Origin of the sequence: Cryobacterium sp. BB736, from assembly GCF_014980265.1 — a bacterium.
Lineage (GTDB): Bacteria > Actinomycetota > Actinomycetes > Actinomycetales > Microbacteriaceae > Terrimesophilobacter.
Map to the genome: position 1 here is coordinate 422928 of NZ_JABXWQ010000001.1, position 13064 is coordinate 435991.

Sequence of the window (13064 nt, forward strand, 5' to 3'; positions counted from 1 at the left end):
CGGTGACGTGCAGGTTCCTTCTTACATTCCATAGAGCTTAAATCGTCATGCGCCATGGTTGCCCGAGTCGACTGATTACTGTCAGGGTCAAAAGTCGTAGAGACGCTTACGTGCGTCGAACGCGGCACGTCCACCTTCGAGCAGATCCTCCGCGTACTTTCGAACCGTCGGATCGTCGAGCGATCCGACTCCGTCGACTACAGTCCGCCCGTGCTGCCCGTCAGCTTCAAGAGTCACGATCAGCTCGGCATCTCCAAGAACGGGAACGTTGGCGTTATGTGTGCTGACGACCAACTGTCGAGTGCCCTTCAGCGATCGCAGCTTCTGAACTACTCCGTCGTACACAAAGCGATTATCCAGGTCGTCCTCGGGCTGGTCGATGATTAGTGGGCTCATCGATGCACCGAGCAAGAGCAACAGGAGGGCAGTCGCACGCTGGCCTTTCGAGAGATCTTCGAGGCGACGCCATGCTGCTGGCCGACCCTTGACAGCCACATTTAGCTGCACCTCGACAGCCAGTCCGACAGACTGCTCCTCCATCTCTTTGAAGAGAGGTTCGCCACAATCAACGAGGGCCTTCGCCTGGGCTCCGGTTATGCCCAACGCGGATAGCGCCTCCAAGCCGCCTGACCGCGCTGCTGTTACGAAGGCGGCGACGCTGAAATCCTGTCGGTCGATGGCGGCGAACACCTGTCCGCGTTGGATCGAGAAGTGATTGGAAATCACTGCTTTGATATGGCTTCGGTCTGGCGATGCGATCGGCTTCACTATGACAGCGCCTGTAGTCGCCTCATTGGACGCCTTGATCGCCTCTTTCAGGTCCGTCGCAGTCTTCTTATCGATGTCGGAGAGCTGACGGAGCAGCTTTGCCCGCTCACCGAGAAGCTTCCTCTTGTCCTTGTCGAAAGTGCTCCGCCTCTCCGCCCGCTTCTTGAGACGGTTGAGGTTTGACTGCAAGGTTAGGTACTCGTCCGGCTTGTGTCCCTGCTCGACCAGCTCGCGTAGAACGGCCGCAACACCGTCACTCTCGGGTTTTGTCACAGCCTTCCAGGACTGCTCGGTCGCTTCAATCTTCGTCCAAGCATCGGCAACGGCGGAACGCGCTGTTGAGACCGCTTGCTCCAGTGCCTTGGCGAGCAGATCAAGTAACGGAGTAAGTTGCTGAAGCGTGCTCTTACGCGGAGAGTCATCGACGTCAGCAAGGTCGGCACGAAGCTGTTCAACGACCGTCTCAAAACCCCAACTGCCGATTAGATTCTCGACCTCCTGAACTCGCTCGGAAGCCTCGGCGATAACCGCCTCGTCCTTGTCGAGCCGCGTTTTCTGGTCGAGCTTCGCGGCAAGATCGGTCTTCTCGAATGCTTCCATGCTCTCGGTGAGGCGTGGGATATCTGCAAGCTCGTTCTCCAACGCTTCGCGGTCCCGCTCGTGCTTGGCGAATGCGTCCCGGTTGTCAGCTAGATCCTTTAGAAGCTGATCCCGTTCTGCGGGCGATGCTGGTCGCCCAGCTACTCTCGCCACCAGTTCAGCCATGAGATCTTTGTCCTGGGCCAACTCGGCAAGCTCGTGCTGACCGAAGATTTCGAGATTGCCGACAATGTCGCGTGGTCGCTGATTCGTTGGCGTACCGCTAGAGTCGCGGACAATCGCAGGACTATTGGTCGTGCGTTCGATCGTGAAACGCGCTGGGCTCGGTGTAACGACGTCAACGACGAGCGAGATAACCGTTCCAGCACCGAGCACGTTCTTGACCATGTCCTTGTGATCATCGCCAGACGCTTGGCCAATGGGCGAAATCTCCAACACGTAGCGAAGACTTTCGATGGCAGTGGACTTGCCGGTTCCTCGACCGCCAATAAGCGCAGTGAGGTCTTCGGCAAGATGGATCTTCTGACCGTCGAGGTAGCCACCGTCCCAAGAAATCTCGCGGAGTAGCACTCGAGACGTCGACGCCGGATCAACAGTGCTGACACGCGTCTCCGGGGTCTTCACCGCGTGGCGCAACCCGAGCAGGCTCGGACTGCTCATCTTGAACCAAGTGCTCGCTCCAGGCGATGCAAGTATCGCCGGGTCGCAGATGTCGTCCGCATGGATGGCCACGAGCGAGTGTGGTCGATCATAGGGCTTAGTGCCTTTGAGGATCTTGACCTGGTCTCCAAGCGGCGCTGCGGATGGAGTAATGCCGATGGCGAGCAGTTCAGGGTGCTTAACCATCTCGACAAGTGTGTCGCCTTTGGCGCGGCTCAGGAGTCCAGCGTTTGCAACGTTGGCATGTGCCGGGATGACTAACGCTCCCAGGGCAGACATGTCGGTGAGAATCTCGCTGTACGACTTCTTAGTCGTGCCTTTCACGGCTCCCGGCGTTAATCCGCAAGCACCAACTGCTGCGGTGACTTGCTCGATTGCGGTGCCTCGCTCAAAGATAACCAACAGATGGATGCCTTCAGAGGTGTTGGCCTCGAACCCGGGAAGAGCGACGATATCCGCCGCTTCAGCGTCCGCGATTAGCTGAGATGCGCTGCTCGCGTTCCAGTGGTCCGTGATGGCGATCAGTTCGATCTGCTGAGCCTTGAGCTCGGCGATCAGCGCCCCGTTGTACGTATTCTCGTCATCGAAGTTCTTGGACGGCGATGAGTTGCCAATGTATCCATAGGGGTTCACTTGGAGGGCAGCGCGAATCCAGCGTGCACCACGCGGGCTATCGACGGTCGAAGGCTGGTCGTCGTTCACTTCGCGCTGTGCTCCATTCCGTCCCCACCGTGAAGACGTGCGTCGTGTGCATGATCCGTACAGTCCGGTCACTCAGAGCCATCTTGCCCTGCGCCACTATGCCCATGACGCAACCTCAGCTGCGAGTCGCTTCCGCCAGCGCTGTATGTCGATGTTGCGGTCATCCGATGGGACGCTCTCAGATCGATCCGCCGGACTATCGGACGCCAACTGTCGGAGGCGCCAGAGGCTTCATGGCCGGCGTGCGTCGACCCGTTGCGAGTCTTACATGCCGTCACACCCGTACCGGCTTCGGCCGTTATCACGTGTTCTAGTACGTCTGAAAGTGGTGGAGCTAAGGGGATTCGAACCCCTGACCTTCTCATTGCGAACGAGACGCGCTACCAACTGCGCCATAGCCCCAAATACTGCGTAGCTACGTTACCACCTCGCGCGGCGCCGTCACCAACGCGGCGACTACCCGACCGCGCGACGGCGGCTGAGGATCGCGTCGAGGTCTGCCACCGGCGCATCCGCCTCGTCGACGATGCCCATGCTCGCGAACCGGCTCTTCGGCGCGGATGCCGCTGGCCGGTCGATGCGGGTGACCTTTGGCGACGCCTCCGCCTCACGCAGAGCGCGCTCCGACGCGACGATCGCGTCTTGAAGCGACTCGGCCGGCTCGAGCGGCATGCGGATCGGCTCCGGACGGTGGGTCAGGTACAGCGGCTTCGGAAGCGGCACCGGCGTCCAGCCGCGGTCCTGCTGCGGCTCCGCCACCGGCGGCGCCGACTTGGTGCGGACGGGCTGGCTTACCTGGCGCGCTCCGCGCAGGCGCTGCGCCCTGGCGCGCGCCACCGCCGCCATCTGGTTCAGCATCGCCACGGCACCCACTGCCACGGCGACCGCCGAGCCGAGCACGAGCCAGTTCCCGGCGAGCGCCGGAGCGACACCGACCGAGGCCGTGATCAGCGAGACGAACAGCACGAGCGTCGTCAGCCCACGATTTCGGCGCAGTCGACGAGCGGATGCCCGGTCACGCGCCAGCTGGTCCGCACCGGATGCCGCCGCGCTGGCCCGCAGCTCGGCGGTCAGCCGCTCGGCCTCCGCCGCGCGTCGCGCTTCCGCGGCCGCCTCGGCGGCACGCAACACCTTCTGATGGTGAGCGACCGTGCGCGCGGTGGACTCGGCGCGCACCGCATCCGGAATCTCCGCCGTCTCGGCGAGAATCCGCAACGTCTGCTGCAACCGCACCGCATTGCGCTCGGTCGACAGGTACTCCCGGCGACGCAGCCAGGTCGGCACCAGATAGACGAACCAGAGCACGGCGGCGACCGCAATCGCAACACTCGAGCCGAGTCCGTCAAAGTTCATGGCGTTAACCGTACGAGTGCGGGGCCCCGGTCTAAGGTTCGGCGCGCCGATGCAATGCGCGCCACGCCGTGTGTCCGCTGAGAAACGCGCTGTATTCGGACATCCGCGGCAGGTGCGCCAGGCGCGGATGTCCGGAACCCGCGCGGATGGACGCAGCGGGAGCGGATGCGGCGCGAGGGATCCCGACAGGCTCGACACCGAAAAGGCGACCAACGCGAGCGGCAAGAACGGTAGGCTCCCCCGACATGGCCCGCATCCCGCTCGTCGAAACGCCGATCAGCGCGCTCACCCGCGCCCTCGACACGGGCGAGCTCACCGCGGTCGACCTCGCGCAGGGCTACCTCGACCGCATCGCCGCATTCGATGCCGCCGGGCCGCGGCTCAACGCGGTCGTCGTGCTGAACCCGGATGCGATCGCCGAGGCCGCAACATCGGATGCGCGTCGGGTGCGGGGCGAATCGCGCGGCCCGCTCGATGGCATCCCGTACGTCGCGAAGGACTCGTTCATGGTGCGCGGCCTCACCGTCGCATCCGGCTCCCCCGCCTTCGCCGACCTCGTCGCCCAGCACGACGCCTTCACGATCGAACGGCTGCGGGCGGGCGGAGCGATCTGCCTCGGCCTCACCAACATGCCGCCGATGGCCAACGGCGGCATGCAGCGCGGGCTATACGGCCGGGCCGAGAGCCCGTACAGCGCCGACTGGCTGACTGCGCCGTTCGGCTCGGGCTCCTCCAACGGTTCCGGCACCGCCACCGCCGCCGCGTTCGCGGCGTTCGCGCTCGGCGAGGAGACCTGGTCGAGCGGTCGCGGCCCGGCCTCTAACAACGGGCTGTGCGCCTACACGCCCTCGCGCGGCGTGATCTCGGTGCGCGGCAACTGGCCGCTCGTCCCCACCATGGACGTCGTCGTGCCGTACACCCGCACCATGGACGAGCTGCTGCTGGTGCTCGAGACGGTCGTCGCCGACGACCCGCAGACACGCGGCGACTTCTGGCGCGTCCAGCCGTGGGTGACGATCCCGCGGGCGTCGGATGTGCGGCCCGCCTTCTACCCTGACCTCGCCGTCCCGGATGCTTTGCGCGGCGCGCGGCTGGGCATCCCGCGCATGTACATCGGCGGTGAGCCCGACAGCGCCGACCCGATCGCCACTCGCCCGAGCGTCATCGCCCAGTGGGAGAAGGCCCGCCGTGACCTGGAGGCCGGGGGCGCCGAGGTGATCGAGGTCGACTTCCCGGTGGTGACGAACTATGAGTCCCGCGGGCGGGCCGACGATCGCAGCATGGTCGCGCGCGGCCTTGTCCCGCCGACCTTCGCCGAGCACGAGCTGTGGGAGCTGTCGATGTGGGGCTGGGACGAGTTCCTGCAGGCCAACGGCGACCCGCACCTGAACCGGCTGGTCGACGTCGTGCCCGAACTCATCGAACCGGTCCCGCCGGGCGCGCTGCCCGGCCGGTACGAGGACCATCTCAGCCGGTTCGCCCCGGACGACGTCGACCTCGCCCAATATGTGCACCGCGCCCGCCGCGACGGCATCCCGGCGCTGGCCGACATCCCGGACATCGCCGCCGGCATCCGCGGCCTGGAGCAGACCCGGCGCATCGACTTCGAGGACTGGCTGGACGAGTTGGCGCTCGACGCGGTCGTGTTCCCGGCGGTCGCCGACGTCGGACCGGCGGACGCCGACATCAACCCGGCATCGGCCGAGCTCGCGTGGCGCAACGGCACCTGGGTCGCCAACGGCAACCTCGTCCCCCGGCACCTGGGCATCCCGACCGTGCAGGTCCCGATGGGGCTGATGGCCGACATCCGGATGCCGATCGGCCTCACCTTCGCCGGCCGCGCGTACGACGACAGTCGGCTGCTCACCCTCGGCTGGGCGTTCGAGCGAGCTGCGAACCGCCCCGGCTCAGCGATCGGCGCCACCCGCGAGGCCCCGCCGCGCACGCCGGAGCTCTAGTCCGCGACGTGATCCACTGCGGCTGCCCGCAGGTCGGCATCCGGCACGTGTGCGGCATCCGCTGGCGCCTTCCCGTTCAGCCAGCGGCTGAGCACACCGGTCGGCACCTCTTCCGAGACGAGTGCGAAGCAGAAGTGATCGCGCCAGTCGCCGTCGATGTGGATGTAGCGCCGCCGCAGCCCCTCATAGCGGAAGCCGAGCTTCCGCACGACCCGCAGGGACGGCTCGTTCTCCGGCCGGATGCAGATCTCGATGCGGTGCAGTCCTAGTTGGAAGAAGCAGTAATCGGTCGCGAGCGCCACCGAGGTGGGCGTCACCGCCTTGCCCGCGAACTTCTCCGACACCCAGTACCCGATCGTCGCGGACGACACCGACCCCCACTGGATCGACGACACGTTCAGCTGCCCGGCGAAGTGCCCGTCGTACTCCATCACGAACGGCAGGCCCAGCCCGGCACGCGCGTGGGCGAGCAGGTTCCGGATGCTGCCGCGCACGTCGAAACTGCCGACGCCGTGCGGGCTGGTCGCCTCCCACCTGCGCAGCCAGCCGCGGTTGTCGAGCAACTCCCGCTCCAACCGGCGCGCGTCGCGCAGCCGGATCGGCCGAATCGTGATCGGCCCCTCTGACAGAGTCGGGATGCTCACCGCACTATTCCAGCGTCGCCGCGAATTCCTTCAGCCAGGGGCGCAACTCGTTGCCGAGGTCGTCCCTGTCGGCCGCGAGCTGCACGATGGCCTTGATGTAGGAGAGCCTATCTCCGGTGTCATAACGGCGACCCCGGAAGACAACGCCGTAGACGCCGCCCGCGATCGACCGGTCCTCAGCGAGCTTCTCGAGCGCATCCGTCAGCTGGATCTCGCCGCCCTTGCCCGGCTCGAGGCGGTCCAGTATGTCGAAGATCTCCGGCTGCAGCACGTAACGGCCGATGATGGCGTAATTGGAGAGTTGCTCCCCCGGTGCCGGCTTCTCGACCATGCCGGTGACGCACACGACGTCCTCGTCGTCGGTCGGCTCCACGGTCGCGATTCCGTATAGCGACGCGAGCTCGGGCTCGACCTCGAGCAGCGCGACGATCGTCGCGCCCCGCTGCTGCTCGACCTCGAGCATCCGGGGCAGGATGGCGTCGCGCTCGTCGATCAGGTCGTCACCGAGAAGCACCGCGAACGGCTCGTTGCCGACGTGCATGCGCGCGCGCAGCACCGCGTGGCCCAGGCCGAGCGGGTCGCCCTGGCGCACGTAGTGCACATCGGCGAGCTCGCTGGAGTAGTTGACCTTCTGCAGGCGCACCATGTCGCCCTTGCGCTCGAGAGTGGCCTCGAGTTCACCGACGCGGTCGAAGTGGTTCTCGAGGGCGCCCTTGTTGCGTCCGGTGATCATGAGCACATCGTGGATTCCGGCGGCGACCGCCTCCTCGACTACGTACTGGATCGCGGGCTTGTCGACCACTGGGAGCATCTCTTTCGGCATGGCCTTGGTCGCGGGGAGGAATCTGGTGCCGAGTCCGGCGGCCGGGATGACGGCCTTCGTGATCTGAGATGCCATGTGGGACAGGTTACCGTTGAGCCTGCCTAAACTAGCTGTATGACGGGTGACGAGAGCCACCGCAAGCGCGCACTGCGGGCGGACCTGCGAGCCAGGCGACGGGCGCTCACCTCCTCCGAGCTGGAGCACGCGACATCCGGAATCAACGAGCAGCTGATCGCGCTGACCGAGTCGGTCGGCGCGACCTCGGTCTCCGGATACCTGCCGACGCAGGACGAGCCCAACATCCGCCCCTGGTTGGATTGGGCGCGCGAGCGCGGCATCCGGGTTCTCATTCCGCTGTCACGCGACGACGGGCTGCTCGACTGGACCGACTACGGCGACGAGGAGGTCGAGGGAATGTTCGGCATGCCGGAGCCGGTCGGTGAGCTGCTCGGACCGATAGCCATCAACGACGTCGACCTGATCATCGTTCCCGCTGCCGCGATCGACCGCACCGGGATGCGGCTCGGCTGGGGCCGCGGCTACTTCGACCGCACGCTCGGTTCGATGGAGAAGTGCCCGCCGGTTTATGCTGTGGTCTTCGACAACGAACTGGTCGACTCGGTTCCCACCGAGCTCCACGACAAGGCGGTTGACGGGGTCGTCACCCCCAGCGCTACCACGACGTTCAAGCAGACAACACCACGATAGAAGCCGCAATGCCCACGTATTCCTACCGTTGCACCGAGTGCGAGAACGCCTTCGACATCCAGCAGGCGTTCACCGACGATTCCCTGAGCGTCTGCCCGCAGTGCGGCGGCGTGCTGCGAAAGGTATTCAGCGCGGTCGGCGTGACCTTCAACGGGTCCGGGTTCTACCGCACCGACTCGCGCAAGGGCGCGGAGTCTGGGAAGTCGGATGCCGCGAAGTCCGGCAGCTCGGAGGGGTCGAGCACCCCGGCGGCGTCCACCTCGAGCCCGAGCACCACCAGCAGCAGCCCTGCAGCAAGCAGCGCAGCCAGCTAGCGCCGGAGGGCCGGCATGCGAACGAGGGGGAATGACGTGGTGAAGGGCTTCAAAGAGTTCATCATGCGCGGCAATGTCATCGACCTTGCCGTCGCGGTCGTCATCGGCACTGCCTTCACCGCGCTGGTGAACGCTCTGGTCGAAGGCGTCTTGAACCCGGCGCTCGGTGCGCTGTTCAACTCTGAGAGCCTGAGTAAGACCCTTATCGTCGAGATCCCGTCGCTTGCCGACGACGAGCCCGCGAGGCTCCTGTTTGGCGCGCTGATCGGTGCGCTCATCCAATTCCTGCTGGTGGCCGCGGCCGTCTACTTCGCGCTCGTGCTGCCGATGAACAAGCTGCGGGAGCGGTCCGAAGCGCGGCGGAGTGCGGGTGCTCCCGAGAAGGAGGAGCCGCCGACGGAGCTGGACGTGCTGCAGCAGATCCGCGATCTGCTCGCCGAGCGCGAGAGCCGCTGACCCGCCCGCTGGCTGAACCCAGGGGTCACAAACGGGCCTTCATTGCGCCAGGAAGGCCGCTTTCTGACCCCTCGCGGAATATCGGGAGCGCCATCGGCGCGGCGCCGGCCTCAGTAGTGCGGCGGCTTGTCGGCGTTGAGCCTGGCGTCGTTCTCGTCGGATGCGTGGCGCGGTGGCTCGGGCATGGGCGTCGGGTCGCTGCCAGGCACCGGTTCTGTGCGCACCCTGCGATGCCGGCGCGGACGGGCCGCGGGCGCGGGAACCGACGCTCCCGGCTGCTCAGGCTGCAGCTCGCCGGGTTCCTCGATCACGCCTGAGACGGTACCACCGTTACCGGTTGGGTGATGGGCGCTTCACTCAGGCCGAGCATCCGCGCGATGTTGTCAGCCACAGCATCCGGGTCGCTGAACAGCTCGAACGCGTGCACCCGCAGGTAGTGCCAGCCGAGGCGGCGCAGCAGCTCCGGCCGCAGCCGCAGCGATTCGCGCAGGCTCGTCGAGTGCAGCGTGGTGTCAGTCTCGATGCACAGGCACATGCCCTTGTGCGACGCGACCAGGCCGAGCTTGCCGCGGTGGCCGAGCGCAATCCGCAGGCCGCGCACCTCGAGGCGGCGGGCGAGGTCCACCAGCAGTGGGTCGCTGTCATCCGGGATCGGCTCCGCCGCGATCCGCGCGTCGACGTCGGTCAGCAGCTCGGCCAGCGCGACCGCGCCGTACCGCATCCGGTCCTCGTCGATGTCGCTCGCCTCGAAGCAGGTCACGATCGTCATCGCGCGCCGGGCGCGAGTCATCGCGATCGCCAGCAGCCGTTCTCCGCCCGGATGCCCGAGCGCGCCGAAGTCGGACAGCACCCGCCCGTGCGGGGTACGTCCGTAGCCGATTGAGAAGATGACCCGGTCGCGGCTCTCCGCGACCGCCTGCTCAATGGTCGCGACGGTGAACGGCTCTGCGCGGTCGCCGAGGATGTACTCGTGCAGCTCAGGGAGCCGCGCCAGCGCGGTGAGCACCGCGCGCTGCACCCGGATGGCATGCTTGCGGCTCGCGGTGATGACCATGAGCGACTCGCGCGGCCGGGTGCGCGCGTGGTCGAGCACCAGCTCGACGACCCGGTTCACCTCGGCGTCGACGCTCTCGACGGCGCCGCTGTCCTCATCCGGCAGTCCCGACCCGTCGGCGACAAAGTCGATCCGGATGCTGCCATGCCCGAGGAAGCTGCCCGCCCAGGGCAGCGAGTCGATGCGGCCGGCGTAGAACCGGCGGTTGACCAGTTCGGCGAGGTCCTCGCCGCCTGCGCGGTAGCTGCGAGTGAGGGTGAGGGTCGGCAACAGGGTGCCGAGCCGGGCTAGCGCCGAGTCGGCGTGCAGCTCGTCGAGCTCTTCCTCCGGCGTCTCCTCGGTGGTCTGGGTCTCCCCCAGCCCGATCGTGAACGCGGACGGAGTCTGCGTCACCGGGTCGCCGAGGGCCACCACCTGCCGGGCGCGGCGGATGGCGCCGACCGTCTCGGCGAGGGTGGTCGCACCGGCATCCACCAGCAGCACGGTGTCGAAGCGCAGCGTGTCGGTGATCTCGTGGACCTCGTACGGCGACGCGATCCACACCGGCGCGACGACGCGCGACAGGTGCGGTGCAGCCTCCTGCAGCTGACGGGAGTCGATGCTGTCCCGGCGCAGCGCGCGCTTGAGCGCGGTCGCCTCATCCGGCCAGTCAACCAGGCCGATGCTCCAGTTCTCGGCGAGCTGCCAGGCGAGACCCTGCGCGCTGGCGCGAGCGTGCGCGTCGTCGACGAGCCGGAAGTCGGATTCGAGCCGGTCAAGCACCGAGGTGTTCGCACCGAGCAGGGCGCGTTCGCTCTCCAGCAGCGACTCGAGCGCCGAGCGCCACCAGGCCAGCTCGAGTTCGGCCGCGACCTGCTCCTCGGGGACGTGGCGCTGCGCGAGGTCGGCCAGCAGCGGGTCGAGTTCGAGCTCACGCAGCGTGCTGAGCAGCGCGGTGCGCTCCTGCAGGTTGTGCAGGGCATCCGACTCGGCGGCGAGCCCGTCGAGCAGGGCAAGCAGCTCGTGGATCGGCAGGTTCGCCAGCTGCACCTCCTGGTCGGCCCTGCCGAGCGGCTCGTCGAGGGTGCTGAGATCCTGCATGACTTGCTGGTGCGCGACCTGCACGTCGGCGATGCCGACCGGCACCTGCGGGGTGATCCCCTCCGCGACGAAGCGCTGCCACAGGAAACGCTGCTGCTGGATGCGCCGCAGCGATCCGTTCAGGTCGGTCACGTGCACGCCGGGTCGCTGGTACTCCTTGGCGAGCCGCTTGAGCCGGCGGCGGTTGGCGCCGCTCATGTGCTGCGATTCCTTGCGCGACGCGGTCGCGGCGATGAGCTCGCTCAGCGACCGGTCGAAGACGACGGGAAGGAACTTGTCCAGGGTGTCCCGGATGTCGGTGAGCAGTCGCAGGTAGACGCCGAGTTCCGAAATGGACTCGAACGGCCGCATCCGGGTCTTGCCGATGAGCTCGTTCGCGCGTTCGAGCAGCCTGGGCACCCCGGTCTCGTGCAGCTGCCGGGCGATCGAGTGCGCGCGGCTCGCGTCCTGAGTGCTCGTGAACGACGCGCCGTACCACGGCGAGTCGTTCGGGCCGTACTTGAACTCGCCGAGTCGTGCGGCCTGCACCATCGTCTCGGCCGCCTGCGCCCGGTTGCTGGCGAGCTGCTCGACCGACAGTCGCGACAGCCGGGCACTGGTGGCCGGCGGCTCGGGCAGCAGCGCGAGCCGCGATAGCTCGGTCAGGCAGTCGAGCACCGACACGCCTAGCGTGTCGTCGCGCTTGGAGATCGCGCCGCGGTAGTCGATCAGCACCTTGCGGAGTCTCACGAGCGCTTCATCGACCTCAGCGGTCTCTGGCTGCTTGGCCTTCTCGTTGCGACCGATCGAGCGGATGATGTCCCGGCGCAGCGTGCCGGGCGCGACGGCCACACCGGCCAGGCCGATGTCGGCCAGCCGCTGCGCGATGCCCTGCAGGCTCGCCCGGCGCGCGCTGACCACGAGTACGCGCTTGTTCTGCGCGACGAGCGCGCCGATCGCGTTGACGATGGTCTGAGTTCCGCCGGTGCCCGGCAGCGTCTTGACGACCACCGAGTTGCCCGCCGCGATCTGGGCGATCACGTTCTCCTGCTCGGCGTCGGCGTCGAGCAGCAGCGTGTCGGTCTCCGGCGCGCGGTAGTCGGGTCCCTGCAGTTCGACCGGCTTGAAGCTCTCTTCGACCGACCACTTCGCGCTCGGGTTGCCTGCCAGCGCATCCAGCACCGGATGCTCGAGCTGGGCGACATCCGTCACCATGCCGGTCGCGACATCCGCGAACGAGGAGACGACCAGGCGCGGCTGAACGTTGAACCACTCGAGGTGCGAAGTGAGCCCGCGGAGCCGGTCGATGACCGGGTTCGGCTTGAACGACCCGTCGCGCTGCGCGAGGGCGACGAAGCCCTGGGCGTCGAGGGTGATCTGGAACTGTTCGGCGAGCGCGCGCGCGAGCGCCGGGTTGAGGAATGGCTCGCCCCGCAGCCGCAGCTCGAAGTCGGTGCCGTAACGGCGGATGGCGAGCGGGCGCAGCAGGATGGGCGCGCAGTAGTCGGTCGCATCGTGCTGCCACTGGGCGATGCCGATGCCAAGGTGAATGGAGTCGATGCCGCGCGCGGTCGCGAGCTCAAGGCCCTTGGCGGCGAGCTCGTCGGCGGCCAGCTTCGCGGCGCGCAGTGCGAGGTCGTCGCGGATCAGGTTGGAGAGCAGGGTGGTCTTGCCGGTGATGAAGCGCGCGAGGCCGCCCGGATGCGTCGCGCCGAGTTCGATGCGCGTGCTCGGCTCGTCGATGAAGTGCAGCAGCGCATTGCTGCCGCCGACGGTGGACAGCTGCTCGCGCCATCCGGCCCATGTTGGTTCAGCCACGTTCACCGCCTTGTAACGCGGGTCGCCGAGACTGAGCGCGTGCGGCGACGTCACCTGCTGGTGCGCGGGCACGGAATCACTCTCGGTCTCCTCCATGTCGAGGAGAAAATCGTCTTGTCGATCGGCACGCCACACGTTGCCACCTTA

Annotated in this window: 10 protein-coding genes and 1 tRNA gene; 4 read left to right on the forward strand and 7 right to left on the reverse strand. The window is 66.9% G+C overall.

All coding sequences use genetic code 11. The features are described from left to right. Positions 1-87 precede the first annotated feature (87 nt). From IRG63_RS01990 to IRG63_RS02000, 3 genes are all read right to left on the reverse strand, one after another. Positions 88-2730, reverse strand: coding sequence for a TrlF family AAA-like ATPase (locus IRG63_RS01990; RefSeq protein WP_193509056.1), 2643 nt, complete (start codon positions 2728-2730; stop codon positions 88-90). Positions 2731-3056: 326 nt separating this feature from the next. Continuing rightward, positions 3057-3132: transfer RNA gene (locus IRG63_RS01995), tRNA-Ala, on the reverse strand. Between the two features lie 54 nt (positions 3133-3186). Then, entirely contained in the window at positions 3187-4083 is an 897-nt protein-coding gene (locus tag IRG63_RS02000) for a hypothetical protein (protein ID WP_193509057.1), read from the reverse strand. 245 nt (positions 4084-4328) lie between these two features. On the opposite strand from IRG63_RS02000, the gene IRG63_RS02005 reads away from it, so the two are divergent. Further along, positions 4329-6041 (forward strand): amidase, encoded by a 1713-nt coding sequence (locus IRG63_RS02005; RefSeq protein ID WP_193509058.1) that lies wholly within the window; start codon positions 4329-4331, stop codon positions 6039-6041. Here IRG63_RS02005 and IRG63_RS02010 read toward each other — a convergent pair. Continuing rightward, positions 6038-6685 carry a GNAT family N-acetyltransferase gene (locus tag IRG63_RS02010; RefSeq protein WP_168625568.1) on the reverse strand — a complete coding sequence of 216 codons (648 nt, stop codon included), beginning with the start codon at positions 6683-6685 and terminating at the stop codon, positions 6038-6040. The two genes, IRG63_RS02005 and IRG63_RS02010, sit on opposite strands and share 4 nt — an antisense overlap. A 4-nt stretch (positions 6686-6689) precedes the next feature. Further along, positions 6690-7583 (reverse strand): UTP--glucose-1-phosphate uridylyltransferase, encoded by an 894-nt coding sequence (locus IRG63_RS02015; protein WP_168625569.1) that lies wholly within the window; start codon positions 7581-7583, stop codon positions 6690-6692. A 39-nt stretch (positions 7584-7622) separates the two neighbouring features. On the opposite strand from IRG63_RS02015, the gene IRG63_RS02020 reads away from it, so the two are divergent. From IRG63_RS02020 to mscL, 3 genes are read left to right on the forward strand one after another with little or no spacing between them, the layout of a single operon-like run. Further along, positions 7623-8216, forward strand: coding sequence for a 5-formyltetrahydrofolate cyclo-ligase (locus IRG63_RS02020; protein WP_168625570.1), 594 nt, complete (start codon positions 7623-7625; stop codon positions 8214-8216). Between the two features lie 8 nt (positions 8217-8224). After that, positions 8225-8530, forward strand: a complete 306-nt coding sequence (locus IRG63_RS02025; protein WP_193509059.1) for an FmdB family zinc ribbon protein — start codon at positions 8225-8227, stop codon at positions 8528-8530. 15 nt (positions 8531-8545) lie between these two features. Next, entirely contained in the window at positions 8546-8986 is a 441-nt protein-coding gene (mscL, locus tag IRG63_RS02030) for a large conductance mechanosensitive channel protein MscL (RefSeq protein ID WP_210422562.1), read from the forward strand. Positions 8987-9096: 110 nt separating this feature from the next. Here mscL and IRG63_RS02035 read toward each other — a convergent pair whose 3' ends face one another. Together IRG63_RS02035 and IRG63_RS02040 are read right to left on the reverse strand one after the other, a co-directional pair. Next, positions 9097-9297 carry a hypothetical protein gene (locus IRG63_RS02035; RefSeq protein WP_193509060.1) on the reverse strand — a complete coding sequence of 67 codons (201 nt, stop codon included), beginning with the start codon at positions 9295-9297 and terminating at the stop codon, positions 9097-9099. Next, entirely contained in the window at positions 9294-13013 is a 3720-nt protein-coding gene (locus IRG63_RS02040) for an AAA family ATPase (RefSeq protein WP_227411694.1), read from the reverse strand. Before IRG63_RS02040 ends, IRG63_RS02035 begins: the two co-directional genes overlap by 4 nt. Between the last annotated feature and the right edge of the window lie 51 nt (positions 13014-13064).

Excerpts from the sequence above, each read along its gene's own strand:
- IRG63_RS02000 (WP_193509057.1), bottom strand. The coding sequence starts at position 4,083 with ATGAACTTTGACGGACTCGGCTCGAGTGTTGCGATTGCGGTCGCCGCC.
- IRG63_RS02005 (WP_193509058.1), top strand. The coding sequence starts at position 4,329 with ATGGCCCGCATCCCGCTCGTCGAAACGCCGATCAGCGCGCTCACCCGC.
- IRG63_RS02015 (WP_168625569.1), bottom strand. The coding sequence starts at position 7,583 with ATGGCATCTCAGATCACGAAGGCCGTCATCCCGGCCGCCGGACTCGGC.
- IRG63_RS02020 (WP_168625570.1), top strand. The coding sequence starts at position 7,623 with ATGACGGGTGACGAGAGCCACCGCAAGCGCGCACTGCGGGCGGACCTG.
- IRG63_RS02025 (WP_193509059.1), top strand. The coding sequence starts at position 8,225 with ATGCCCACGTATTCCTACCGTTGCACCGAGTGCGAGAACGCCTTCGAC.
- mscL (WP_210422562.1), top strand. The coding sequence starts at position 8,546 with ATGCGAACGAGGGGGAATGACGTGGTGAAGGGCTTCAAAGAGTTCATC.
- IRG63_RS02040 (WP_227411694.1), bottom strand. The coding sequence starts at position 13,013 with ATGGAGGAGACCGAGAGTGATTCCGTGCCCGCGCACCAGCAGGTGACG.